Source organism: Afipia broomeae ATCC 49717 (assembly GCF_000314675.2).
Taxonomy (GTDB): domain Bacteria; phylum Pseudomonadota; class Alphaproteobacteria; order Rhizobiales; family Xanthobacteraceae; genus Afipia; species Afipia broomeae.
The window spans coordinates 291,362-315,146 of sequence record NZ_KB375284.1; the positions used below are offsets into that span (position 1 = coordinate 291,362).

The following is a 23,785-nucleotide window of genomic DNA, read 5'->3' on the forward strand; positions in this document are numbered from 1 at the left end:
CACGCATCCACATACCTTTTCTAGCACAGTTTTCCGGCCCGTCCGCCCCGGTCGCGATCCTATGACGGCCTCGAAAACACATAGGCAAGGCCGGTCAGCATCAACCCCGAGACGGCGAGGGTGAGCGGCAGGCCGGGATTGGCGGCAAACCAGAACAGGGTGCAGCCCACGATCATTCCGGCAAGCGCCGCCATCTTCGCCTTGCGCGGAATGGCGCCGCGCGAACGCCACGCGCGCAAGGTTGGCCCGAAACGCTCGTGCTCCAGAAGCCAGGCCTCGAACCGGGGCGAGGACCGCGCGAAACATGCGGCTGCCACGATCAGGAAAGGCGTTGTCGGCAGCACCGGCAAAAAAGCGCCGATCACGCCAAGCGCAACGAAGACGAATCCAAGACCGAGGAAGAGAACGCGCACAAGACGAGTGAAGCGCGGAGCCCTTACAGGATCGCTGCTCACCTCGTCACATGCGGGATCTTGCGTCAGTGCAGCAGCGCCTTGGCCTTCGGCCGCGCCAGGCCCTCGGCCAGACTGACCGCAGTGTCGAGGCCGCGGCCCCCACCCAGCGCCACCACTGCCGGACGGCTGCGGCTCAGCAATCCGCGCGCGGCATCGCGGGTGGTTTCGACGGTGACCGCATCGATGCGCGCCACCAGTTCATCCACCGTCAGCGGCCGTCCATAGGCCAGCATATGCCGCGCCATCTGTTCGGCGCGGGCGCTGCAGCTTTCCATCCCCATCAAAAGGCCGGCCTTCATCTGCGCCTTGGAGCGCGCGATTTCCTTTTCGGTCAAGGTCTCGACCGCGTTGTTCATCTCATCAACGATGACTTCCACCATCTCGGGCGCATCGGCGGGATCGGTGCCGGTATAGAGCCCGAAAAATCCGGTGTCGGAATAGGCTGCGTGGAAAGTGTAGATCGAATAGCAAAGCCCGCGCTTCTCGCGAACTTCCTGGAACAGCCGCGACGACATGCCGCCGCCGAGAATATTGGTGAACACCTGCAAGCTGAACAGCGACAGATCCGACTGCGGCAGCCCTTCAAGCGCCAGCGTCAGATGCGCCTGCTCGAGATCGCGGTGAATGACGCGCGAGCCGCCCTTGCCGAACATCGCAGGCGACGGCTTCGGCGCCGGCGTAGCCTCGAAACTCGCGAAGCGCTGTTCGACTTCGGCGACGACGCTCTTGTGATCGACTGCTCCGGCGGCAGCGACCACCATGTCGGGACCGTGATAGTGCGTCGACAGATAGTTTTGCAGATTGTCGCGGCTGAAGCCGGCAAGGGTCTGCGGCGTGCCGAGCAGTGAGCGGCCCATGGGCTGATCCGGATAGCTCAACTCGCTGAGGTGCTCGAAGACCAAGTCGTCCGGCGTGTCCTGCGCGGCGCCGATTTCCTGTTCGATCACGCTCTTCTCGCGCTCCAGTTCCTCGGCATCGAACGACGGATTGGCAAGAATGTCCGACAGCACGTCGAGCGCCAGCGGCACATCGGCTTTCAGCACCCGCGCATAATACGCGGTCGTCTCGTTGCTGGTCGCGGCATTGAGATCGCCGCCGACCGCTTCGATTTCCTCGGCGATCTGCTGCGACGTCCGCCGCGTCGTGCCCTTGAAAGCCATATGCTCGAGCAGATGCGACATGCCGTGTTCGTCGGGCTTTTCGTCGCGGCCGCCGACACCGGTCCACACGCCGAGCGCCGCGGTTTCGAGATGCGCCATGGTGTCGGTGACCACGGTCAAACCCGAAGACAGCTTTGTGATGTTGACGCTCATCCAGCGACTCCCTGCTTGGCCGCGCGGCTCACCGAAAGAATGAACCGTTCGACCTCGGTCTGATCGTTCTTCATGACCTTGATGTGTTCGGACTTTGTCATCAGGCCGTCGAGCCATGCCGGAAGCGGCGGCCGCACTCCGCACGCCGCCTCGACAGCGTCGGGGAACTTGGCGGCATGCGCAGTGGAGAGCACGATGTTCGGCACGGTCGAGACCGGCTTGTCCTGATCGGCGACCGCAAGCGCCACGGCGGTGTGCGGATCGACCAGTTCGCCCGCTTCCTTCCAGGCAGCGCGAATCGCGGCGCTGGTTTCCGTTTCGTCGGCGCGGCCAGCATCGAAGTCTTCCCGGACCTGCTTCAACACCGCATCGCTCAGCACAAAGCGTCCCGACTGTGCCAGCGACCCCATCAATGCGCGGATCACCGCGCTGTCGCGGCCGGTGGCCTCGAACAGCAGCCGCTCGAAGTTGGATGAGATCTGAATGTCCATCGAAGGTGATGTGGTGGCGTGGACCTGCTTCACCTCGTAGATGCCGGTCTTGAGCGTGCGCGCCAGAATGTCGTTGACGTTGGCGGCAATGCGCAGACGGCGGACCGGAAGACCCATCCGCTTGGCGACATAGCCCGCGAAGATGTCGCCGAAATTTCCGGTCGGCACGGTGAAATCGACTTCGCGCGCAGGCGCGCCCAGCGCAACCGCCGACGTGAAGTAATAAACCACCTGCGCGACGATGCGCGCCCAGTTGATCGAATTCACGCCCGACAGCGAGACGGAATCGCGGAACTTGTGATGATTGAACAGGCCCTTCACGATGCCCTGACAGTCGTCGAAGGTGCCTTCGATCGCCAGCGCATGGACGTTCGCCGCGCCGCTTGTAGTCATCATGCGCCGCTGCACGTCGGAAATGCGCCCGTTCGGAAACAGCACAATGAGATCGGCATTGTCGCGGCCGGCAAAGGCATCGACCGCGGCGCCGCCGGTGTCGCCGGATGTCGCAACCACGATGGTCGTGCGCTGGCCGCGCTTCGCCAGCACGTGATCCATCAGCCGCGACAGCAACTGCATCGCCACGTCCTTGAAGGCGAGCGTCGGACCGTGAAACAGCTCAAGCACAAAGCGATCCGGCGCGATCTGATTGAGCGGCACCACCGCCGGGTGACGGAAGGTCGCGTAAGCTTCGATCGCCATGCGGCCGAGATCGGCTTCGGAGATTTCACCCGCAACGAAGGGGCGGATCACCTCGACCGCGACTTCCCAGTACGGGCGGCCGAAAAATCCGGCGATGGTCTCGGGGCTGAGCTGCGGCCAGACCTCCGGCACATAGAGGCCGCCGTCACGGGCAAGCCCGGTCAGCATCACATCGCAAAAGCCCAGCCGGGGAGCTTCGCCCCGTGTCGAAATATAGCTCGTCAAGCGACCCTCCAAAGGCTCAAGCCTGAAGCAAGCCTTTGATAAAGTTGGATTATTAACTTCGCCTCGGGCGAAATCGAAACGCACCATATCGGCTGCGATCCGGCTTCACAAGGAAAGCCACCTGCGATGATTTAGCTCCGGCGCTGGCCCACGACCCAGAATCCGAAGGCCGCGGCAACCACCAGCGCCAGGCCAAACCATGTGATGGCGTATTGCAGATGATCGTCCTTGAGATGGACGTGCAGCGGACCCGGTTTCGGGACGCCCGACGCCGGCGCTGGGGATTCCAGATCGATATAGAACGGCGCGACCTCGCCCCAGCCGAACGCTTTTGCCATGGTGCGATGGTCGCGCACGAACCACAGCCGCTTGGCCACATCATCCGCCGGTGTCAGCGTGCCGGCTGTTTCCGGAAAACGCAGATAGCCGGTCAATGTCACCGGCGCTCCGGTGACGAGCGGTTTCACCGCGCGATCCTGCTGTGCGCGGTCCTGCATCGTGTTCTGCACAAAGCCCGTATTGATGACGACGCTGCGGCCATCCGCCAGACGCGCGGGCACAAAGGCCCAGGTGCCCGGCCCGTTGATATCGTCACGTACGGCGGAGCCGGAACTGTAGACCATGACGTCCGGCTTGGACTCGAAGCTCGCGCTGAAACTGACGCGGCGGAATTCGTCACGCGCCGGTGTCAGCGCCGGCCACTCCACGACCGCCGGCAGCGCACCCGGCACACCGGCGAGCCGCTCGGTCAACGCCGAAATCAGCGCGCGCTTCTCGTCCTTGCGGCGAAGCTGCCAGACGCCTAGGCTCGCGAGCACCGACACCATGATGAGCGCGATCAAGGCGAGACCAAAAATGCCTCGCCGACGAGGCGCGGCTGTCTGTGTCTGGTTCATTTCAGCTCGCGTCCGATCAACTGACCTTCCGCGGCCTTGTGATGATACTGCAAGGCGATCAGCAACGCCTTCATCGACCGTAACGGCAGCAGGGTCGTCGCGAGAATCAGCGGCGCCCACAGCGCGGCATGCACCCAGAACGGCGGCTGATACTTCATCTCCACAACCAGCGCGGCACCGACCACAATGAAGCCCGCGATCATGATGATGAACACAGCCGGGCCGTCACCCGCATCGATGAAGGCGTAGTCGAGACCGCAGACATCGCAGGACGGGCGCAGCGTGAGAAACCCTGCATAGAGCCTGCCCTCGCCGCAGCGCGGACATTTGCAGGCGAGACCGCGGAGCGCGGCCTGTGACACACTGGCAGAAGCAGGACTATCGGTCATGGCGTGCTTTCATTCGCCTTCGCTACGCCCGCAACCGCTCGTCCGCAAGACATAACCGATCACGAAAAAGGGCGGCCCGAAGGCCGCCCCGAATGATGAACCGGTTGCGCAATCAGTGCGCGCCATGCGCCATGGTCGATGCACCGTGTCCCCAGACGTAGATGCAGATGAACAGGAACAGCCAGACCACGTCGACGAAGTGCCAGTACCAGGCCGCAAACTCGAAACCGAGATGCTGCTTCGGCGTGAAATGACCCGCGTACGCGCGGAACAAACACACCAGCAGGAAGATGGTGCCGACCAGCACGTGGAAGCCATGGAAACCCGTGGCCATGAAGAAGGTCGCGCCATAGACGTTGCCGGCGAAGCTGAACGCAGCGTGGCTGTATTCAAACGCCTGCACGCAGGTGAACAGCGCGCCGAGCAGCACGGTCAGAATCAGACCCCACTTCAGGCCCTTGCGGTCGCCTTCGAGCAGCGCGTGATGCGCCCAAGTGACGGTCGTGCCCGAGGTCAGCAGGATCAGGGTGTTGAGCAGCGGCAGATGCCACGGATCGAAGGTCTCGATGCCCTTCGGCGGCCAGACGCCCGGCACCTTGCAATCCGCCGGAGACACACCGGCGCCGCATCCGAAGAGGGCGTCGCGGACATAATGCACCGAGTCAGCCGGGAACAATGCGGCGTTGAAGTAGGCCCAGAACCACGCCACGAAGAACATGACTTCGGAGGCGATGAACAGGATCATGCCGTAGCGGTGATGCAACTGCACGACGCGGGTATGGTCGCCCTTGTTCTGGGCTTCACGGATCACGTCACCCCACCAGCTCGCCATGGTGTAGAGCACGCCGATGGTGCCGACACCGAACACGATCGGCGCGCCTGCGAACATCTTGTGCATCCATGCGACGGCGCCGACAGCCATGATGAAGGCCGAGATCGAGCCGACGACCGGCCACGGGCTCGGATCGACGAGATGATAGTCGTGGTGTTTGGCTTGGCCCGTTGCCATGTGGTCTCTCCGTGATGCCGGTCTTATCCGGCGCGTGTCGCGTTATAGCCGAAAACTCAAAGATTGCCCTTGCGCTTGTCCGTCTCCGTTGCCGCGAGCGGCTTCGGTGCCGGATCTTTCACAGGGTAGAACGTATAGGACAGCGTGATGGTGTTGAGATCGTCGTATTCGCGATCGGCGGCGAGCGCCGGATCGACATAGAACACAACCGCCATCTCGCGCTTCTCGCCGGGACCGAACGTCTGCTCGGTGAAGCAGAAGCAATTGATCTTCTGGAAGAACGCACCGACGGTCAGAGGCGCGACATTGTACGCGGCGACGCCTATGGTCGCGCGCGCGGCCTGATTCGTGACGGTGTAGTAGACGGTGACGACTTCACCGATCTTTACGGTGATTTCGTTCTGCTCCGGCTGGAATTTCCACGGCAGACCGCCGCTGACATTGGAGTCGAAGCGAACCGCGATGCGGCGCTCCAGCGATTTTTCCGGCGCAGAAGTCGCAACCTGCGTAGTGCCGTTGAAGCCGGTGGCGCGGCAGAACCAGTCGTAGAACGGTACCGCCGCGTAGGACGCGCCGACCATGAATGCAACGACGAAGCCGCAGATCGATGCGACCATGACGTCGCGGCTGATGCGAGGCTTCTTGCTGGTGGGTTGCTGCGTCATTTCGCCCGCATCCCCGTCAGATCGGCCGATGAAGGACGGCAGGGCCCTTCACCAGGGTGACCGCAAAAAACAGGATCACCAGAATGCCCAGCGCAACCGCAATGGCGATCGACCGCTCGCGCTGGCGCTTCTTCTGCTCCGGCGTGAGGACGATTCCCTGCTGCGGCTTCTTGTTGCTGTCCATGACGATGCCCGCGCTCATGACCAGATCATCCGCGCGGCTGCGGACACCAGAACTTCAGCCAGCAACACGGCGAACAATCCGAAGAGATACAGGATCGAAAACTTGAACAGCCCGCGCGTGGCGCGGAGCCCGGCGCTGCCGGTGCGATGACGGTACACGCTCACGGCATACCAGAGCATACCCGCGCCGAGCACCAGCGACGTCACGCCGTAAACCGCGCTGAAATAACCCAGCGGCCAGGGCGACGCTGCGACCGCAACCAGCAGGATGGTGTACAGCAGGATTTGCAGCCGCGTGGCATCGGGACCGGCGACATTCGGCAGCATCGGGATGTTGGCGCGCTGATAGTCGTCGGTGCGGAACAGCGCCAGCGCCCAGAAGTGCGGCGGCGTCCACAGGAAGATAATCAGGAACAGCAGGATCGGCTCAGGCGACAGCGAACCCGTCGCGGCGGCCCAGGCCACCACCGGCGGCAGCGCGCCAGCGGCGCCGCCGATCACGATGTTCTGTGCGGTCCAGCGCTTCAGCCACATCGTGTAGATGACGACGTAGAAGAAAATCGTGAAAGCCAGCAGCGCTCCGGCCAGCCAGTTCACCAGAATGCCGAGCGTCATCACCGAGAAGAAGGCCAGCGTCAGGCCGAACGCCAGCGCCTCACCCGGCAGGATGCGCCCGCGCGGAATTGGACGGTTGGCAGTGCGCGACATCAGGGCGTCGATGTCGTGTTCGTACCACATGTTCAGCGCACCCGCCGCACCACCGCCGACGGCGATGCAAAGGATCGACGTGATCGCCAGCACAGGATGGAAATGACCGGGCGCGATGACGAGGCCGACCAGCGCAGTGAACACCACCAGTGACATCACGCGCGGCTTCAGCAGCGCGATGTAATCAGCGACGCCTGCCTCGGAGATACGAGGCGACAGACCGATCGCGTGATGGTCGACAATCGACAAGATCTAACTCACTTCCTGATCGTTTCATCCGCCGTGACCACGCGGCCGCGGCGGATGTCTCTTTGCCGCGTTATTACTGAACGCGCGGCAGAACCTCGAACTGGTGGAACGGCGGCGGCGACGACAGCGTCCATTCCAGCGTCGTTGCACCTGCACCCCACGGATTGTCGGCAGCCTGCTCCTTGCGGACGAAGGCCTGGATCACGCCGTAGATGAAGATCAGCACGCCGAAGGCCGAGATGTACGAGCCGATCGACGACACCAGATTCCAGCCCGCGAACGCGTCTGGATAGTCAATGTAGCGGCGCGGCATGCCGGACAGTCCAAGGAAGTGCTGCGGGAAGAAGATCAGGTTCACGCCGATGAAGGTGACCCAGAAGTGCAGCTTGGCGATGGTCTCCGAGTACATGTAACCGAACATCTTCGGGAACCAGTAGTACCAGCCCGCGAAGATCGCGAACACGGCGCCCAGCGACAGAACGTAGTGGAAGTGCGCGACGACGTAGTACGTGTCCTGAAGGACGCGATCGACGCCGGCGTTAGCCAGCACCACGCCGGTCACGCCGCCCAGCGTGAACAGGAAGATGAAGCCCATCGCCCACAGCATCGGAGCGCGGAATTCGATCGAGCCGCCCCACATGGTGGCGATCCACGAGAAGATCTTCACGCCGGTCGGCACCGCGATGACCATGGTGGCCGCGACGAAATAGGCCTGCGTCGCCGACGACATGCCCACCGTGTACATGTGATGCGCCCAGACGACGAAGCCGATGCCGCCGATGGCGACCATCGCGTAGGCCATGCCGAGATAGCCGAACACAGGCTTGCGCGAGAAGGTCGAGACAATCTGCGAGATCATGCCGAAGCCCGGCAGAATCAGGATGTACACTTCGGGGTGGCCGAAGAACCAGAACAGATGCTGGAACAGCACCGGATCGCCGCCGCCCTCAGCCGAGAAGAAGGTGGTGCCGAAGTTGCGGTCGGTCAGCAGCATGGTGATGGCGCCGGCGAGAACCGGCAGCGACAGCAGCAGCAGGAACACGGTGACCAGGATCGACCACACGAACAGCGGCATCTTGTGCAGGGTCATGCCCGGCGCGCGCATGTTGAAGATCGTGGTGATGAAGTTGATGGCGCCGAGGATCGACGAGGCGCCTGCGATGTGGAGCGAGAGAATCGCGAAGTCCACCGCCGGGCCCGGATGACCCGAGGTCGAGAGCGGAGCGTACATCGTCCAGCCCGCACCGACGCCGTTGGCGCCCGGCTCGCCCTCGACGAAGGTCGAGATCAGGAGCAGCGCGAACGAGGCCGGCAGCAGCCAGAACGAGACGTTGTTCATGCGCGGGAAGGCCATGTCCGGCGCGCCGATCATCAGCGGCACGAACCAGTTGCCGAACCCGCCGATCATCGCCGGCATCACCATGAAGAAGATCATGATCAGGCCGTGCGAGGTGACGAACACGTTGTAGGTGTGGGCTTCGTGGAAAAGCTGGACGCCGGGATACATCAGTTCGATGCGGATCGCGACCGACATCGCGCCGCCGATGACGCCCGCCACGATCGCGAAGATAAGGTACATCGTGCCGATGTCCTTATGGTTCGTCGAATAGACGTAACGCCGCCACCCGGTCGGGTGATCGTGCGCATGGTCGTCATGAGCGTGATCATGTGTTGCAGCGGAGGTGGCCATTTTCAAATCCTTTAAGCCTTGCAGTCCCGTCAGCCTTGCGGTGTGAGCGCCGTGCGCCCGGCCCGCCCTTGTCCGTCAATGCGCTTACTGCGCAGCAGCCCCGATCGACGCGTACGAATTCGCGGGGTTGGCTGCGTACTTCTTCTTCGCCGCTTCGACCCAGGTGGTGAATTCCTGATCGTTCACGACCTTGATCGCGATCGGCATATAGGCGTGGTCCTTGCCGCAGAGTTCGGAGCACTGACCGTAATACATGCCTTCCTTGGTCGCCTTGAACCAGGTCTCGTTGAGACGGCCGGGGACTGCGTCGATCTTGATGCCGAACGCCGGGATGGCAAAGGAATGGATCACGTCGGCGCCCGTGGTCTGGACACGGATCACCTTGTTCACCGGCACGACAACCTCGTTGTCCACGGCCAGCAGACGCGGCGCCTTGTCGGCGACCATCAGCGAATCGAATTCGAACTTGCCGTTATCCGGGTAGGCGTAGGTCCAGTACCACTGCTTGCCGGTGGCCTTGATCGTCAGATCGGCCTTCGGAATGTCGAGCTGCTGGAACAGCAGGCGGAACGACGGCACGGCGATACCGACCAGAATCAGGACCGGCACAATGGTCCAGACCACTTCGATCAGCGTGTTGTGCGTGGTCTTGGAAGGAACGGGGTTGGCCCTGGCGTTGAACTTCACCGCCACGATGCCCAGCAGGATCGCGACGAAAATCGTGATCGCGGTGATAATCCAGAGCAGGAAATTGTGGAACCAGGTGATGTTGTCCATCACCGGCGAGGCGGATGGCTGGAGCGTATATTCCCACGGCGACGGCTGACCCAGTGTCCCGCCTGCTGCGAAAGCTGCCCCGGCCGCGGCAAGCACGGTGGCAGCCACCGCAAAACCCAGTACTCGGCGGCCATTTTGGCCCTTCGACATCTTCATGCCGCTCTCGCTCCTGCTCTCGTCACCCCAGCGATCCCACCGGGCGGCGAGATCTGCCTTAAGCCTGTTTATCAGCCGCGGTCATGATTTCGGCCGAAGGCCAAAGGTTAGAACGCGTCGAATTTCCCGCTTCTCAAACCATAATTCCATGACTACCGCAATGCACGTAATAAGGTGCGCGCACAGCCTGAATCCCATTGGCAAATGGGCCAAAACCGGCGGTCCGGCGGCTGGAGAATGCTTGACACTTGGATTGTCCGTTGTACCCACGGGCAGATATGCGGCGAAAGCCCGATTCGCGGCTGCGAGGTGGTGCATCCCGGCGATAGGCCTTGCCCTCAACAGGCTTGCCCTCAAGACGCCGTCATTGCGCTGTCAATCCAGCTATCAGGCGGGCCAAGCTGCGGGAAACCGCCGGAATCGTCGGGAATTGCCGAGATCATTGCCAAGGAATCGAGCCTGATGGGCGTGCGAAACCAACCTTTCTCAATCCGCAGCCGTGCGATGGCGCCGATCTGGCTTGCGATCGTCGCAGGGATGTCCGTTTTGGCCGCCCCAGCCGCCGCTCAGGCGCAGGGAGCCGTGAAATCGGTCCACGGCGACTGGCAAATCCGCTGCGACACCCCCGCCGGTGCGCAGGCCGAACAATGTGCCCTGATTCAAAGCGTTGTGGCCGAGGACCGCTCCAACGCGGGCCTCACGGTCATTATTCTCAAGACCGCCGACCAGAAGAGCAAGCTGATGCGGGTGGTCGCGCCGCTGGGCGTGCTGCTGCCGTCCGGCCTCGGCCTCAAGCTCGACGACAAGGACGTGGGACGGGCCGGCTTCGTGCGCTGCCTGCCCAACGGCTGCGTCGCCGAGGTCGTGATGGAAGATACGCTGCTCAACCAGCTCAAGACCGCCAAGACCGCGACCTTCATTATTTTCGAGACGCCGGAAGAAGGCATAGGCTTCCCGCTCAGCCTGAAGGGCCTCGGCGAGGGCTATGACAAGCTGCCATAGGCAGCCGCCCATAGTCCGGGCCCCTCGCCCTCCGGCATGATCGTCCCTATCTTGAAGGCCTGATCCTCGCTGCAATCCCGCGATCCCGGAGTTCCTTCATGAGCCATCCGTCCGACGCCGTACCCGTGACCACGTCCCTGATCGATCGCGCGGGGCTCGATCGCGATGCCGTCCGCAAGGAAATCGTGCGCGGCCTCGCGGGCGCCGATGACGGCGAGTTATTTCTTGAGTACCGCCAGTCCGAAGGGCTCGGTTTCGACAACGGCCGTCTGAAGCAGGCGACCTATGATACGGCCCAGGGTTTTGGCCTGCGCGCGGTCAAGGACGATGCTGTCGGCTACGCCCATTCCTCAGATGTCTCGCTGCCGGCGCTGATCCGCGCCGCCGACACCGTGAATGCCGTGCGAGGCGGATATTCGGGAACATTCGCCGCCGCGCCCGGCCATACCAACACGCGTCTTTATGGCGATGAAAATCCGCTCGACGGCCAGAGCTTCGAGACCAAGGTCAAGCTGCTCGCCGAGATTGACGCCTATGTCCGCGACAAGGACCCGCGCGTGCGGCAGGTTTCCGTGTCGCTCGGCGCGACCTGGCAGGTGGTTGAAATCGTGCGTCCCGATGGCGAGAGCTATCGCGACATCCGGCCGCTGGTGCGCGTGAACATTTCAGTGGTCGCAGGCAATGGCGATCGGCAGGAAAGCGGCAGCGCCGGGTATGGCGGCCGCGAAGGCTATGCGCGCTTCATCGAAACCAAGGCATGGCGCGCGGCCGCCGACGGCGCAATCCGCCAGGCGCTGGTCAATCTGGAATCAGTCCCCGCGCCTGCGGGCGAAATGGACGTGGTGCTCGGTCCCGGCTGGCCCGGCGTGATGCTGCATGAGGCTGTCGGCCACGGGCTCGAAGGCGATTTCAACCGCAAGCAGACCTCCGCATTCTCCGGATTGATGGGCCAGCAGGTCGCGGCCAAGGGCGTCACCGTGGTTGATGACGGCACCATTTCGTCGAAGCGCGGCTCGCTCTCCATTGACGATGAAGGCACGCCGACCAACCGCACCGTGCTGATCGAAGACGGCATTCTTGTCGGCTACATGCAGGACCGGCAGAACGCGCGGCTGATGAACATGAAGCCGACCGGCAACGGACGCCGTGAAAGTTACGCGCACGTGCCGATGCCGCGCATGACAAACACCTACATGCTCGCCGGCGGCCGCGATCCGGCGGAAATTCTCGCATCGGTGAAGAACGGAATCTTCGCCGCGAATTTCGGCGGCGGTCAGGTCGACATCGTCTCGGGCAAATACGTGTTCCAGTGCACCGAGGCTTACAAGATCGAGAACGGCAAGCTCGGCGCGCCGCTGAAGGGCGCCATGCTGATCGGCAATGGTCCAACGGATCTGCATCGCATCTCGATGGTCGGCAACGATCTCAAGCTCGATGACGGCATCGGCACCTGCGGCAAGCAGGGCCAGGGCGTGCCGGTCGGCGTCGGACAGCCGACGCTGCGTATGGACCGCATCACGGTCGGCGGCACAGGCTAGCGTGCGACCTCGAAAACCCTCGGCATACGGAGACGATCATGTCCGACCAGCAAGACACCACCGCGGCCGCGCAAAAGCCGTCCCGTTCGTGGATGCGCTCGCTGGCCGAGATCGTTGCAGCATTTCTGGTCGTGATGGCCGCCAAGGGCGCGCTGGCCGAGCCGTTCTATGTGCCGTCGGGCTCGATGGAGCCGACGCTGCTGATCGGCGACGCACTGCTCGCGTCGAAGTATCCCTACGGTTACAGCGCGGCATCGCTGCCGGTGAACGTGGCGCTGCCCGCGACGGGACGGGTGTTCGGCGCCCTGCCCGATCGCGGCGACGTTGTCGTGTTTCGCTGGCCCGGCGATACATCGCAGGTCTGGGTCAAGCGCGTGGTCGGATTGCCCGGCGATCGCGTGCAGATGCGCGACGGCCGGCTGTGGATCAACGGCGAGCCGGTCGCGATGCGGCCGGACGGCCGCGGTCAGGCTGAAGATGAAAACGGCCGGGTCACACCTGCCGCACGTTTTGCTGAAACATTGCCGGGCGGGCGCGAGCACACCCTGTTCAAGCTGAAAGAGCACGGCTTCCTCGACAACACCCGCGAGGTCACGGTGCCGCCGGACCACCTGTTTGTCATGGGTGACAACCGCGACAATTCTTCCGACAGCCGCGTGACTGTCGCCGATGGCGGCGTCGGATTGCTGCCGGTCGAAAATCTGGTCGGGCGCGTTGATGCCATTGTCGGCTCGTGGGACCTCGGCATGAAAAGCCAGCCGGTCTGGACCTGGCTATCCGGCTTTCGGCTCGCACGATCGTTCACGTCGGTGCATTGAACCGGCCCGTAGCGATGACGTTCGATGATGTCCGGGCCCTCGCTTTGACGTGGCCCGAGGTCACCGACGGAATATGATACGGCCTGCCTGCCCTTAAGGTGCGCGGCAAGCTCCTGTTGCGGCGATGGCGGACATTGGCGTCGAAAAAGGCGCTCAAGGCATTCGAGGGTTTGCCCGAACGCTGACCTTGTCAGCGCAGCTCGTAGGTCTTGCCGTCCATCGAGATTCGTTCGGCGCGCATTTCATTCATCTCGATTTTCGACGGATATCCGTAAGCCGACACCTTCTTCCCGACCGCGACAAGATCCGCCTTCACGCCGCGCTCGATCATTTGCGAGACAGGCGCCAGCGTCACCGTCCAGATCTTGTCAGCGCCCTTTACAGAAATCGTCGCCTGCGGATCCTCAAACGTGCTGACCAGGATCGGCCCCTCCACGGTGACCGGATGGCCGGCGTCATAACTCTCCCACCCGCGCTGCGCGAGCGCGGCTGCGCTCGTGAGCACGACGATCGAAAGAATGGCGGGTGCGGCGCGGACAGGCATCATCGGGACGCTCCTGGCGTGGTTCGGTCCCAGCCTTAACGCCCAAATCGGAGTATTGTTTGGCTGTGGAACCGGCTATCGCACCACACCGGAAATGAACCCCGGCTTGCGGCGCGGCGGTTTGACGTGGTCTTTCAGGAAACAGCGCGCTGATTTCCCGATATAGCCGGGCCGCGCATAGGTCCATGCGCGGCATTTCTGATCCTCATCGCACACCGTCTTGCAGGTCTCGCCTTTCGGATCGACGTCCACGTCGACACTGCGATAATCACCGCCGAGACGGTCGGTCTCGACCTCAAGCGCGCTGTTGCGCGGCTCCACAACGCCTGCGCCCCGCACGCCGGAGACACAACAATTGCTCGGCACCCGTGTCGGCACGGCATTCTTGAGCCAGCAGATCGCGCTTTCGTCACTCACCGTCGGATAGTTGAAGCTCCATGCGCGGCAGCGGCGATCACGCTCGCATTGAAGAGCGCACAGGGCTGGATCGCCCGACGGGATCGGTGTCCGCAAATAATCATTGCCGGGACGGTCGAAGCTTGCCTGCGCACGCGCTGGCTGAACATTGACAAGACACGACAGCGCCAGCGCGGCTACCAATGCAACGCAAAAGCTGATGCATGATCTGAAATTGCAGATTGGAAGCATGCCATCGCTTTCAGCGGAGAACAGGCGTGATGACTTTGGTGACGCCTATTCAATCGCCGCGCGGATGTATGGCAGATGAACGGCAGATAAATGCCGGAACAACATTCGCGTGATGACGGTAACTTGCTGAGTTAAAACGCGTATTCGCTATAGACCGGATCGACGGAATGCCGCCAGGCGCCGTTGAACTTCTCAAGCAGTTCCTCGGCCGGCGTATGCCCCGTATCCATGATGTGATCCAGCGGCTCCAGATACCGCGTCTCGTCGCGGCCGAGATGGTCGATCTTGCCGCGCCGCGCCAGACCCTTGTGAGCCAAGGCCATGCAATCCTTGGCGACCTCGAACAGATAGCGGTTGCCGATTTTCGCCTTGAAGCCGAGCCGCGGTACGTCGTCGCGCAGCGCCTGCCGCTCATGCGCATTCCAGCGCTTGGCGATGTCCCACGCCGCTTCGAGACTGTCGTTGTCGTAGAGCAGCCCGACCCAGAATGCCGGCAGTGACGGCAGTTGCTGCCATGGCACGCCGTCGGAGCCGCGCATTTCGAGATAACGCTTCAGGCGCACCTCGGGGAAAATCGTCGAGAGATGATTGGCCCAGTCCGACAGGGTCGGCTTCTCGCCCGGCATCATCTTGTTCTTGCCGTCGAAGAAATCGCGGAACGACGAACCGGACACGTCGATGTAGTCGTCGCCGCGCTTGACGAAGTACATCGGCACGTCGAGCGCATAATCGACCCAGCGCTCGAAACCCATACCGTCCTCGAACGCCCATGGAATCATGCCGGCGCGGGCGTTATCGGTGTCGCGCCAGATTTCGGAACGGAACGACAGAAAGCCGTTCGGCTTGCCCTCGGTGAACGGCGAGTTCGCGAACAGCGCGGTGGCGACGGGCTGCAACGCCACCGACACGCGCAGCTTCTTGACCATGTCAGCTTCGGAACAGAAATCGAGATTGGTCTGCACCGTGCAGGTCCGGTACATCATGTCGAGGCCGTACTGACCGACTTTCGGCATGTAGTTGGTCATGATCCGGTAGCGCCCCTTCGGCATCACCGGCATTTCCTTGCGCGACCATGACGGCGTCATGCCCAGCCCAAGAAATCCGATTCCGAGCGGAGTCGCGACTTCGCGGACCTGCGCCAGATGCGCCATCAGTTCGGAAGACGTCTGGTGCACGTTTTCGACCGGAGCACCGGAGAGTTCAAACTGTCCGCCGGGCTCCAGCGAGATCGCCCCGCCACCGGTGACGTCATGCAGCCCGATGATTTTCCCGTTCTCCGTGATCGGCTCCCAGCCGAGCAGGAGTTGCATTCCCTCCAGCAGAGCGCCAATGCCGCGCGTGCCTTCATAAGGCACGGGCCTGTGGCCCTCCAGCGTGAACGGCGTCTTCTCGTGTTCGGTGCCAATGCGGAATTCGGACTTCGGCTTTACGCCGGCTTCCAGCCAAGCGACCAGTTCATCCCGCGAATCCAGCGGTGTCATATCGATCTGATCACGCGCCATGGGACATCCAGGTAAGGGGCTTCGGTTTGACAGTCAGTGCACGATGCAGGCGGATGCCACGGACGCGGGCATCCGTAACCGCGAGAGGTAAAGAAAGGATCATCGCGCCGACGTGTTTTCTTTGGCTGATTCTTTGACGGCTTCTCTGGTGACAGTGACAGCCTGCGGCGCACCCGCACAACATCCGAGGCGATCGAGCAACCCGCTCAGCTTGACGGCATCGGCGTCGGAGAGTTTCGAGCCGATATGCCGCTCGATCGCGGCGGAATATGAATTCCACATCTTCTTCTGCAATTCGCGTCCGGCATCCGTGATCTCGACGAACAGGCCGCGCTTGTCCATCTTGCATTCGCGCCGCGCGGCAAGACCTTCCTCGACCAGACGATCGATCAGCCGCGACGTCGAATACTGCGGCAGCAGCATCTGCTTCTCAAGTTCGACCGGACGCAGTTCACCGCTTGGCGCGCGCGACAGCTCGAGCAGCGCGTCGTACCAGGCGAGCGGCGGAAAGCCGGCCTTCTTGAGATCCTGCTCGACCGCGCCGAGCACCTTGCCCTGAACCCGCATCAGACGGATCCAGACCTCTGTCGCTTCGGTGGATGGTTTGCGCTTCATGGTGTCGTCCGTGCCTTGGGGCTTTTCCGATCCTACCCCAATAAATGCAGTTGCATCAATCTTGACATACCTGCATTTAGGAGACGGTCATAGGCCTTGCCAATGCCCCAATGTTCAAATTTTAAAAAGGGATACCTCCCATGAAACTGTATTATTCGCCCGGCGCCTGCTCGCTGTCCCCTCATATCGCCCTGAAAGAGGCCGGTCTCCCGTTCGACCTGGTCAGGGTCGACTTGAAGGCGAAGAAACTCGAGGACGGTAGCGACTACACCCAGGTCAATCCCAAGGGCCAGGTCCCGGCGCTCGGGCTGGAAAGCGGCGATCTGCTGACGGAGGGCGCCGTGATCGTCCAGATGATCGCCGACAAGGCGCCGCACAAGAACCTCGCGCCCGCCCACGGCTCAAGCGAGCGTTACAAGCTGCAGGAATGGCTGAATTTCATCGCCAGCGAACTGCACAAGAACTTCAGCCCGCTGTTCCAGCCGGCCCTGTCCGACGACACCAAGGCGTTCTTCAAGGACCGCCTGATGGGCAAGTTCAAGTACATCGATCAGGCGCTGACGGGCCGGGATTACGTGATGGGCCAGCACTTCACCGTGCCGGACGCCTATCTCTTCACGATGCTCGCCTGGGCGGATCGCGTGGGCCTGGATATTTCGGGCCTGCCGAATCTGGTTGGCTACAAGGCGCGTGTTGCAGCGCGGCCGAAAGTGCAGGAAGCCCTCACCGCCGAGGGGCTGCTGAAAGCGTCGTAAGAGCGCTCGCAACTTTGAGAATGAAAAAGGCGGGATCGATGATCCCGCCTTTTGTTTTGCCATGCGCCCTCAGCGGCAAAGATGCTCTCCCTCTCCCCGCTTGCGGGGAGAGGGTTGGGGTGAGGGGCAAATCTTTCTGGAATTCGTGAGGAGCCCCTCACCCGCCCGCATATGCGGGCGACCTCTTCCCGTAAAGGGGGAGAGGTGAAGTCCATTACGCCGCGGCCTTCTTCGGTGCGAAGCGGCCGTAGAACGTATCGCCCTTGGCCGCCATGTCTTCCAGAAGCTTCGGCGGTGTGAAGCGCGAGCCGTACTTCTTCTCGAGCTTGTGGCACAGTTCGACGAAGTTCTTGGTGCCCATGAAGTCGATGTAGGACAGCGTGCCGCCGGTGAACGGCGCGAAGCCGAATCCGAGAATCGAGCCGACATCGGCCTCGCGCGGATCGGTGATGACGTGATCCTCGACGGTCCGCGCGGCCTCCACCGCCTGCACCACGAGGAAACGCTGCTTCAACTCCTCGACATCCAGCGTATCCGGATCGAGATGCTTGGATTGCAGCGAGGTCAATTCCGGCCACAGCTTCTTCTGACCCTTGCCCTTCTCGGGATAGTCATAGAAGCCCTTGCCGTTCTTGCGGCCGAAGCGTCCGCGCTTCTCCACCATCTCGACCAGAAGCGCCTTCTGCTCCGGATCGACGGCCTGCGGACCCATGTCGGCCTCGGTGGCCTTGAGGATCTTCAGCGACAGATCGATGGCAACCTCGTCGTTGAGCGAGAGCGGGCCGACCGGCATGCCGGCCATCTTGCCGACGTTCTCGATCATCGCAGGCGGCACGCCTTCCTTGAACATCTCGTAGCCTTCGGAGATGTAGCGCAGCACGCAACGGTTGGCGAAGAAGCCGCGCGAGTCATTGACCACGATCGGCGTCTTGTTGATCTGCCTCACGTAGTCCAGCGCGGTGGCCAGCGCCAGATCGCCTGTATTCTTGCCCACGATGATCTCCACCAGCATCATCTTCTCGACCGGCGAGAAGAAGTGGATGCCGATGAACTTCGACTGATCCTTCCATTCCTCGGCGAGCGAGTTGATCGGCAGTGTCGAGGTGTTGGACGCGAAGATCGCGCCGTCGCGCAGCAGCGGCTGGGCCTTGGCGTAGGTCTCGGCCTTGACCTTGCGGTCCTCGAACACGGCCTCGATCACGAGATCGCAGTCCTTGATCGCGTTATAGTCCGGCGTAGCGGTGATGCGGGCGAGGATGGCATCGGCCTTGTCCTGCTTCATGCGGCCCTTGGCGATCTGGCCGTCGAGCATGGTCTTGGCGTGACCCTTGCCCTTGTCGGCGCTTTCCTGATCGCGGTCGATCAGCACCACGTCGATGCCGGCCTGCGCCGACACGAAGCCGACGCTGGCGCCCATGAAGCCTGCGCCGATCACGGCGAGCTTCTTGACCTTGGTCGGCGGAACGTTGGCGGGACGGCGCGCGCCCTTGTTCAGTTCCTGCATCGAGACGAACAGCGAGCGGATCATCGCCGCCGCTTCCTTCGAACGCAGGATCTTGGAGAAGTAACGCGACTCGACGCGCAGCGCCGCATCCATCGGCAACTGCAAGCCTTCATAGACGCACTGCATGATCGCGCGCGCGGCAGGATAGTTGTCGTAGGTCTCGCGTCGCAGGATCGCATTTGCCGGCGGGAAGAACTGCATGCCGGCCTTGGAATAGACTGCACCGCCGGGCAGCTTGAAGCCCTTCTCGTCCCACGGCGCGACGGCCTTGCCGCCGGCCTTGATCCAGTCTTTCGCGGTCTTGATCAGATCCGCCGCAGGCACCACCGCGCCGACGATGCCGAGTGCCGTGGCCTTCTTCAGATCGATGGCGTCGCCCTTGAGCAACATCTGCACCGCTTCCATCGGCTGGATCATGCGCGGGAGCCGCTGCGTGCCGCCGCCGCCCGGAAACAGACCGACCTTGATCTCCGGCAGGCCGAGACGGGTCTTCGGATTGTCCGACGCAACGCGATAGTGACAGGCCAGCGCCAGTTCGAATGCGCCGCCGAAGGCGAGGCCGTTGATCGCTGCAACCCACGGCTTGCCCGAGGTCTCGATCTTGCGCAGGTTCTGCGAAAGCCTGGAGACTTCGTCGAACACGTACTTGTTGGCGGCTTCTTCACCCTTGGTCTTGAGCATCTCCGCGTGATTGCGGTTCATGCCTTCCAGCATGGTCAGGTCGGCGCCGCCGGAGAACGCTTCCTTGCCGGAGGTGATGACGACACCCTTGATCGCTGCGTCCTTGGTGGTCGCATCGACGATCGCGGCGAGCTCGGTGCCGGTGGTTTCGTCCAGCACGTTCATCGACTTGCCGGGAATATCCCACGTCACCAGCGCAATGCCGTCGGCGTCGGTCTCAACCTTGAAATTCTTGTAGGTCATGTGATTGATCCTCAAACGCGCTCGATGATGGTCGCGGTGCCCATGCCGCCGCCGATACACAGCGTGACAAGAGCGGTGGATTTGTTGGTGCGCTCAAGCTCGTCGAGCACGGTGCCGAGGATCATCGCGCCGGTCGCGCCGAGCGGATGGCCCATGGCGATCGCGCCGCCGTTGACATTGATCTTCTCATTGTCGATGTCGAAGGCCTGGATGTAGCGCAGCACCACCGAGGCGAACGCCTCGTTGAGTTCGAACAGATCGATGTCCGACAGCTTCATGCCGGAACGCTCCAGCACCTTCTTGGTGACATCGACCGGACCGGTCAGCATCATCGCAGGTTCGGAGCCGATATTGGCGAACGCACGAATCTTGGCGCGCGGCTTCAGGCCGCGCTTCTTGCCGGCTTCGGCGCTGCCGAGCAGCACAGCGGCGGCGCCATCAACAATGCCCGACGAATTGCCGGCGTGGTGCACGTAGTTCACGCCCTCGATTTCCGGATGCGACTGCACGGCGACGGCATCGAAGCCGCCCATGGTGCCCATTACGGCGAACGACGGCTGCAACTGTGCGAGCGACTGCATCGTCGTCCCCGGACGCATATGCTCGTCCTTGTCGAGAATGGTGATGCCGTTGATGTCCTTCACCGGAACCACGGAGTTCTTGAAGCGTCCTTCGCTCCACGCCTTCGCTGCGCGATCCTGGCTTTGCACGGCGTAGGCATCGACGTCATCGCGGGAGAAGCCGTACTTGGTGGCGATCAGATCCGCCGCCACGCCCTGCGGCATGAAGTAGCTCGGCACCGCCATGGAGGGATCCACCGGCCACGCCGTGCCCGACGACAGAATGCCGACGCGGCTCATGGATTCCGCGCCGCCGCCGATGGTGAGTTCGTGCTGCCCCGACATGACCTGTGCGGCAGCGAAGTTGACGGCGTCAAGACCGGAGGCACAGAAGCGGCTGATCTGGATCCCCGGAACCGCCTCGCCGAGACCGGCGCCCAGCGCTGCGAAGCGCGCGATGTCGCCGCCGGCCTCGCCGACCGGGTCGACCACACCGAGGATCACGTCATCGACCGTATCTTCCTGGAGATTGTTTCGTTCCTTGAGGGCCTTCAGCGGCGCGGTCGCCAGCGCCAGCGCTGTGACTTCGTGCAGCGAGCCGTCGGATTTGCCTTTGCCGCGCGGCGTGCGGACATGATCGTAGATAAATGCCTCAGGCATGACGCCCTCCCTGGAATCCCGGTGATTGATGAATTTGCATAGGACCTCGCGCCGGAGCCCGGCGCGAGGAAACTTGAAAGCTCAGAACGCCTCGGCAGACAATTCCATCATGGAGTCCGCGCCGCTCTTGATGCGCGAGAGACGCAGCGCGGTTTCAGGGAGCATCCGCTCCATGAAGAACCTGCCTGTCACCAGCTTGGACTTCAGGTAGGGCTGCTCGCCGGATTCCGCCAGCTTGTCCTGCGCGACTTTCGCCATGCGCGCCCACATGTAGCCGATCGCAACCAGACCGAAGAGATGCATGTAGTCGGTGGACGCCGCACCGGCATTGTCCGGCTTGGCCATCGCATTCTGCATCAGCCACATGGTCGCCTGCTGAAGATCCTTCACCGCCGCGCTGAGCGGCGCGATGTAGGGCTTCATCGCTTCATTGGCGGCGTTCTCCTTGGAGAAGGCCGCGACTTCGTTGAAGAACGTGGTGATCGCACGTCCGCCGGCGCGGCCGAGCTTGCGGCCGACCAGATCCAGCGCCTGGATGCCATTGGCGCCTTCGTACAGCATCGTGATGCGCGCATCGCGCACGAACTGTTCGACGCCGGTCTCGACGATGAAGCCGTGACCGCCGAACATCTGCTGGGCGGCAACCGCGTTGGCAAAGCCCTGATCGGTCAGCACGCCTTTGATGACCGGCGTCAGAAGGCCCATGTGGTCGTCGGCGGCCTCGCGCTCCTTCGGATCGTCGGAGCGATGCGCCACGTCGCCTTTCAGCGATGTCCACACCACAAGAGCGCGGGCGCCCTCGTTGAACGCGCGGATCGACATCAGCGTGCGCCGCACGTCGGGGTGAACGATGATCGGATCGGCAGGCTTGTCGGGAGCTTTCACGCCGCTGATGGAGCGGCCCTGCAGGCGGTCTTTCGCGTAGGCGGCTGCGTTCTGGTACGCGACTTCGGACTGCGACAGGCCCTGAACGCCGACGCCGAGGCGCGCCTCGTTCATCATCACGAACATCGCCTCCATGCCCTTGTTCTCAAGGCCAACCAGCGTTCCCACCGCGTTGTCGAAATTCAGCACGCAGGTCGAATTGCCGTGAATGCCCATCTTGTGTTCGATCGAGCCGCACGACACACCGTTCGGCTCGCCGCTGAGTGAGCCGTCGGCGTTGAGCTTCATTTTCGGAACGACGAACAGCGAGACGCCCTTGATGCCGGCCGGCGCGCCTTCGATACGCGCGAGGACGAGGTGAACGATGTTCTCCGTGAGATCCTGCTCACCACCGGAGATGAAAATCTTGGTGCCGGTGATCTTGTAGGTGCCGTCGGCCTGCTTGACCGCCTTGGTGCGCATCAGACCGAGGTCGGTGCCGCATTGCGGCTCGGTGAGGTTCATGGTGCCGGTCCATTTGCCGGTGACCATGTTCGGCACAAAGGTTTTCTTCTGCTCCGGCGTGCCGTGCACGAGAAGCGCCGCCATCGCGCCCTGGGTCAGGCCGCCGTACATGCCGAAGGCCATGTTGGCCGACGACATGAATTCGCTGACGGTTTCCGACAGCGACGCCGGCAGGCCCTGCCCGCCGTATTCCTGCGGAGCCGCCAGACCGATCCAGCCGCCATCGGCGAATTGCTTGAACGCTTCCTTGAATCCCTTGGGCGTCGTGACACGGCCATCGTCGTGGCGCGTGCAGCCTTCGAGGTCGCCGCTATGGTTCAGCGGATGAAGCACCTGCTCGGCGAACTTGGCGGCCTCGTCAAAAATCGCGGCGCGGACATCCGCCGTCGCGTCGCTGAAGCCTGGAAGGTTGTTGTATTTGTCGATCTGAAAGACGTCGTTGAGAAGGAAGGTCACGTCTTCGACGGGGGCTTTATAGATCGTCATGGAATGTCTCTCGGCTCACAATTGGACGTGGATGCGCGAATTGTTGGCGATGCGTCGCTTGAGCAAATGGACTGCCGTCGATGACCTCACCATGACATGGAAATGCGCGATACGCGCCGTCATCAGCAGGCGCGAGAGTATCGGGCACCATTCATACCGACGCCAGTTCCAGTGTCACATTTCTCCGTACACATCTGTACGGAGCCTAGCGTGGTGCGCCGTTTTGTGTCAATACACTTGTGCATGGTTGAAACTGCCGAATCTTCACTCTCGAAAGACCGCCTCACCCGCGAGCAATGGATTGCCCACGGGCTGCGGACTCTTGCCCGCCAAGGCGCCGCCGCCCTGAAGACCGGCATGCTGGCCGAGGGACTGCAGGTTTCAAGGGGCAGCTTCTACTGGCATTTCGAGAGCATTGCCGATTTTCGCACCCAGCTTCTGGCGACCTGGCAAGAACGCGCGACGGATGGCGTGGTCCGCGAGATCGATTCATCGATCACGGGACCTGCGCGGCTGACTTATTTGATGAAATTGGCCTTCAAGGAAGACAGAAGCCTCGATCGCGCCTTCCGCTCATGGGCTGCCACGGATGCCGATGCCGCCAAGGTTGTCTCAACTGTCGATGCCAAGCGTGTCGCCTATATCGCCAAACTTCTTCGCGAATCCGGCGTTGACGCCAAGGCGTCGATGCCCCGCGCGGAGTTCATTTACTGGGCCTATATCGGGCAGTCGTCGGTCATGAATTCCGCTCATGGAACGATCACCGAAGCGGATCTCGGCGATCTCAGCGGCCTGTTCACCCGGCCGTCCTCGAACTGACGCCTCCGGCCCACAAAGTCATAAGGCCGAATTAATAATCCGGCCGCAGCCGTTTCATTAACCCGGTATTTACCGTAACGCGAAAAAGTCGGGGCTGGAAACAGACGTCTCGCGTC

At 62.4% G+C, this 23,785-nt stretch carries 23 protein-coding genes; 5 read left to right on the top strand and 18 right to left on the bottom strand.

What is annotated here, in order from left to right; translation table 11 throughout:
• Positions 1 to 59: 59 nt before the first annotated feature.
• The 11 genes from HMPREF9695_RS20885 to coxB form a co-directional block, all read right to left on the bottom strand.
• On the bottom strand, positions 60 to 455 hold the full coding sequence (locus HMPREF9695_RS20885) for a YbaN family protein (RefSeq protein ID WP_006022889.1): 396 nt from the start codon (positions 453 to 455) through the stop codon (positions 60 to 62).
• Between the two features lie 23 nt (positions 456 to 478).
• Positions 479 to 1,768 carry a M16 family metallopeptidase gene (locus tag HMPREF9695_RS20890; RefSeq protein ID WP_006022890.1) on the bottom strand — a complete coding sequence of 430 codons (1,290 nt, stop codon included), beginning with the start codon at positions 1,766 to 1,768 and terminating at the stop codon, positions 479 to 481.
• Entirely contained in the window at positions 1,765 to 3,183 is a 1,419-nt protein-coding gene (gene thrC / locus HMPREF9695_RS20895; protein WP_006022891.1) for a threonine synthase, read from the bottom strand. Before thrC ends, HMPREF9695_RS20890 begins: the two co-directional genes overlap by 4 nt.
• A 131-nt stretch (positions 3,184 to 3,314) precedes the next feature.
• Positions 3,315 to 4,079, bottom strand: coding sequence for an SURF1 family protein (locus HMPREF9695_RS20900; RefSeq protein WP_006022892.1), 765 nt, complete (start codon positions 4,077 to 4,079; stop codon positions 3,315 to 3,317).
• Positions 4,076 to 4,468: a DUF983 domain-containing protein gene (locus tag HMPREF9695_RS20905; protein WP_006022893.1), complete on the bottom strand. Its 393-nt coding sequence runs from the start codon at positions 4,466 to 4,468 to the stop codon at positions 4,076 to 4,078. The genes HMPREF9695_RS20900 and HMPREF9695_RS20905 overlap by 4 nt, the downstream gene beginning before the upstream one ends.
• A gap of 112 nt (positions 4,469 to 4,580) precedes the next feature.
• Positions 4,581 to 5,477 carry a cytochrome c oxidase subunit 3 gene (locus HMPREF9695_RS20910; protein ID WP_006022894.1) on the bottom strand — a complete coding sequence of 299 codons (897 nt, stop codon included), beginning with the start codon at positions 5,475 to 5,477 and terminating at the stop codon, positions 4,581 to 4,583.
• A gap of 56 nt (positions 5,478 to 5,533) precedes the next feature.
• Positions 5,534 to 6,142, bottom strand: coding sequence for a cytochrome c oxidase assembly protein (locus HMPREF9695_RS20915; RefSeq protein WP_006022895.1), 609 nt, complete (start codon positions 6,140 to 6,142; stop codon positions 5,534 to 5,536).
• A gap of 16 nt (positions 6,143 to 6,158) precedes the next feature.
• Positions 6,159 to 6,344 carry a hypothetical protein gene (locus tag HMPREF9695_RS20920; protein WP_006022896.1) on the bottom strand — a complete coding sequence of 62 codons (186 nt, stop codon included), beginning with the start codon at positions 6,342 to 6,344 and terminating at the stop codon, positions 6,159 to 6,161.
• Positions 6,341 to 7,282: a heme o synthase gene (locus tag HMPREF9695_RS20925; RefSeq protein WP_006022897.1), complete on the bottom strand. Its 942-nt coding sequence runs from the start codon at positions 7,280 to 7,282 to the stop codon at positions 6,341 to 6,343. Before HMPREF9695_RS20925 ends, HMPREF9695_RS20920 begins: the two co-directional genes overlap by 4 nt.
• Before the next feature lie 73 nt (positions 7,283 to 7,355).
• Entirely contained in the window at positions 7,356 to 8,972 is a 1,617-nt protein-coding gene (gene ctaD, locus HMPREF9695_RS20930; protein WP_006022898.1) for a cytochrome c oxidase subunit I, read from the bottom strand.
• Positions 8,973 to 9,056: 84 nt separating this feature from the next.
• Positions 9,057 to 9,905 carry a cytochrome c oxidase subunit II gene (gene coxB, locus HMPREF9695_RS20935; RefSeq protein ID WP_006022899.1) on the bottom strand — a complete coding sequence of 283 codons (849 nt, stop codon included), beginning with the start codon at positions 9,903 to 9,905 and terminating at the stop codon, positions 9,057 to 9,059.
• A gap of 504 nt (positions 9,906 to 10,409) precedes the next feature.
• Between coxB and HMPREF9695_RS20940 the strand changes: the two genes are divergently transcribed.
• The 3 genes from HMPREF9695_RS20940 to lepB all read left to right on the top strand — a co-directional run bounded on the left by HMPREF9695_RS20940 (position 10,410) and on the right by lepB (position 13,263).
• Complete coding sequence (locus HMPREF9695_RS20940) at positions 10,410 to 10,907, top strand: invasion associated locus B family protein (protein WP_051055054.1); 498 nt, start codon at positions 10,410 to 10,412, stop codon at positions 10,905 to 10,907.
• A gap of 98 nt (positions 10,908 to 11,005) precedes the next feature.
• Positions 11,006 to 12,445, top strand: coding sequence for a metalloprotease TldD (gene tldD / locus HMPREF9695_RS20945; RefSeq protein ID WP_006022901.1), 1,440 nt, complete (start codon positions 11,006 to 11,008; stop codon positions 12,443 to 12,445).
• 38 nt (positions 12,446 to 12,483) lie between these two features.
• A complete protein-coding gene (gene lepB / locus HMPREF9695_RS20950; protein WP_006022902.1) occupies positions 12,484 to 13,263 on the top strand; it encodes a signal peptidase I in 780 nt (259 codons plus the stop codon).
• A gap of 190 nt (positions 13,264 to 13,453) precedes the next feature.
• On the opposite strand, the gene HMPREF9695_RS20955 is transcribed toward lepB, so the two are convergent.
• From HMPREF9695_RS20955 to HMPREF9695_RS20970, 4 genes are all read right to left on the bottom strand, one after another.
• Positions 13,454 to 13,810: a hypothetical protein gene (locus tag HMPREF9695_RS20955; RefSeq protein WP_006022903.1), complete on the bottom strand. Its 357-nt coding sequence runs from the start codon at positions 13,808 to 13,810 to the stop codon at positions 13,454 to 13,456.
• Between the two features lie 72 nt (positions 13,811 to 13,882).
• A complete protein-coding gene (locus HMPREF9695_RS20960) occupies positions 13,883 to 14,455 on the bottom strand; it encodes a PAN domain-containing protein (protein ID WP_006022904.1) in 573 nt (190 codons plus the stop codon).
• Positions 14,456 to 14,586: 131 nt separating this feature from the next.
• On the bottom strand, positions 14,587 to 15,957 hold the full coding sequence (locus tag HMPREF9695_RS20965) for a glutamate--cysteine ligase (protein ID WP_006022905.1): 1,371 nt from the start codon (positions 15,955 to 15,957) through the stop codon (positions 14,587 to 14,589).
• A 99-nt stretch (positions 15,958 to 16,056) separates the two neighbouring features.
• Positions 16,057 to 16,572, bottom strand: coding sequence for a MarR family winged helix-turn-helix transcriptional regulator (locus tag HMPREF9695_RS20970; protein WP_006022907.1), 516 nt, complete (start codon positions 16,570 to 16,572; stop codon positions 16,057 to 16,059).
• 140 nt (positions 16,573 to 16,712) lie between these two features.
• On the opposite strand from HMPREF9695_RS20970, the gene gstA reads away from it, so the two are divergent.
• Complete coding sequence (gene gstA, locus HMPREF9695_RS20975) at positions 16,713 to 17,327, top strand: glutathione transferase GstA (protein WP_006022908.1); 615 nt, start codon at positions 16,713 to 16,715, stop codon at positions 17,325 to 17,327.
• A 214-nt stretch (positions 17,328 to 17,541) separates the two neighbouring features.
• Here gstA and HMPREF9695_RS20980 read toward each other — a convergent pair whose 3' ends face one another.
• The 3 genes from HMPREF9695_RS20980 to HMPREF9695_RS20990 form a co-directional block, all read right to left on the bottom strand.
• Entirely contained in the window at positions 17,542 to 19,755 is a 2,214-nt protein-coding gene (locus HMPREF9695_RS20980) for a 3-hydroxyacyl-CoA dehydrogenase NAD-binding domain-containing protein (RefSeq protein ID WP_006022909.1), read from the bottom strand.
• A gap of 11 nt (positions 19,756 to 19,766) precedes the next feature.
• The gene (locus tag HMPREF9695_RS20985; protein ID WP_006022910.1) at positions 19,767 to 20,975 is read right to left on the bottom strand and encodes an acetyl-CoA C-acetyltransferase; all 1,209 of its coding nucleotides are present in this window, start codon (positions 20,973 to 20,975) and stop codon (positions 19,767 to 19,769) included.
• Positions 20,976 to 21,056: 81 nt separating this feature from the next.
• The gene (locus HMPREF9695_RS20990; RefSeq protein ID WP_006022911.1) at positions 21,057 to 22,850 is read right to left on the bottom strand and encodes an acyl-CoA dehydrogenase C-terminal domain-containing protein; all 1,794 of its coding nucleotides are present in this window, start codon (positions 22,848 to 22,850) and stop codon (positions 21,057 to 21,059) included.
• A 102-nt stretch (positions 22,851 to 22,952) separates the two neighbouring features.
• On the opposite strand from HMPREF9695_RS20990, the gene HMPREF9695_RS20995 reads away from it, so the two are divergent.
• Positions 22,953 to 23,669, top strand: a complete 717-nt coding sequence (locus tag HMPREF9695_RS20995) for a TetR/AcrR family transcriptional regulator (protein ID WP_245258800.1) — start codon at positions 22,953 to 22,955, stop codon at positions 23,667 to 23,669.
• The last annotated feature ends 116 nt before the right edge of the window (positions 23,670 to 23,785 follow it).

What these genes read in the sequence shown, in the direction of transcription:
- HMPREF9695_RS20890 (WP_006022890.1), bottom strand. Translation starts at nt 1,768, where the DNA reads ATGAGCGTCAACATCACAAAGCTGTCTTCGGGTTTGACCGTGGTCACC.
- HMPREF9695_RS20900 (WP_006022892.1), bottom strand. Translation starts at nt 4,079, where the DNA reads ATGAACCAGACACAGACAGCCGCGCCTCGTCGGCGAGGCATTTTTGGT.
- HMPREF9695_RS20905 (WP_006022893.1), bottom strand. Translation starts at nt 4,468, where the DNA reads ATGACCGATAGTCCTGCTTCTGCCAGTGTGTCACAGGCCGCGCTCCGC.
- HMPREF9695_RS20910 (WP_006022894.1), bottom strand. Translation starts at nt 5,477, where the DNA reads ATGGCAACGGGCCAAGCCAAACACCACGACTATCATCTCGTCGATCCG.
- HMPREF9695_RS20915 (WP_006022895.1), bottom strand. Translation starts at nt 6,142, where the DNA reads ATGACGCAGCAACCCACCAGCAAGAAGCCTCGCATCAGCCGCGACGTC.
- HMPREF9695_RS20920 (WP_006022896.1), bottom strand. Translation starts at nt 6,344, where the DNA reads ATGAGCGCGGGCATCGTCATGGACAGCAACAAGAAGCCGCAGCAGGGA.
- ctaD (WP_006022898.1), bottom strand. Translation starts at nt 8,972, where the DNA reads ATGGCCACCTCCGCTGCAACACATGATCACGCTCATGACGACCATGCG.
- coxB (WP_006022899.1), bottom strand. Translation starts at nt 9,905, where the DNA reads ATGAAGATGTCGAAGGGCCAAAATGGCCGCCGAGTACTGGGTTTTGCG.
- HMPREF9695_RS20940 (WP_051055054.1), top strand. Translation starts at nt 10,410, where the DNA reads ATGGCGCCGATCTGGCTTGCGATCGTCGCAGGGATGTCCGTTTTGGCC.
- tldD (WP_006022901.1), top strand. Translation starts at nt 11,006, where the DNA reads ATGAGCCATCCGTCCGACGCCGTACCCGTGACCACGTCCCTGATCGAT.
- lepB (WP_006022902.1), top strand. Translation starts at nt 12,484, where the DNA reads ATGTCCGACCAGCAAGACACCACCGCGGCCGCGCAAAAGCCGTCCCGT.
- HMPREF9695_RS20955 (WP_006022903.1), bottom strand. Translation starts at nt 13,810, where the DNA reads ATGATGCCTGTCCGCGCCGCACCCGCCATTCTTTCGATCGTCGTGCTC.
- HMPREF9695_RS20960 (WP_006022904.1), bottom strand. Translation starts at nt 14,455, where the DNA reads ATGCTTCCAATCTGCAATTTCAGATCATGCATCAGCTTTTGCGTTGCA.
- HMPREF9695_RS20965 (WP_006022905.1), bottom strand. Translation starts at nt 15,957, where the DNA reads ATGGCGCGTGATCAGATCGATATGACACCGCTGGATTCGCGGGATGAA.
- HMPREF9695_RS20970 (WP_006022907.1), bottom strand. Translation starts at nt 16,572, where the DNA reads ATGAAGCGCAAACCATCCACCGAAGCGACAGAGGTCTGGATCCGTCTG.
- gstA (WP_006022908.1), top strand. Translation starts at nt 16,713, where the DNA reads ATGAAACTGTATTATTCGCCCGGCGCCTGCTCGCTGTCCCCTCATATC.
- HMPREF9695_RS20980 (WP_006022909.1), bottom strand. Translation starts at nt 19,755, where the DNA reads ATGACCTACAAGAATTTCAAGGTTGAGACCGACGCCGACGGCATTGCG.
- HMPREF9695_RS20985 (WP_006022910.1), bottom strand. Translation starts at nt 20,975, where the DNA reads ATGCCTGAGGCATTTATCTACGATCATGTCCGCACGCCGCGCGGCAAA.
- HMPREF9695_RS20990 (WP_006022911.1), bottom strand. Translation starts at nt 22,850, where the DNA reads ATGACGATCTATAAAGCCCCCGTCGAAGACGTGACCTTCCTTCTCAAC.
- HMPREF9695_RS20995 (WP_245258800.1), top strand. Translation starts at nt 22,953, where the DNA reads ATGCGCGATACGCGCCGTCATCAGCAGGCGCGAGAGTATCGGGCACCA.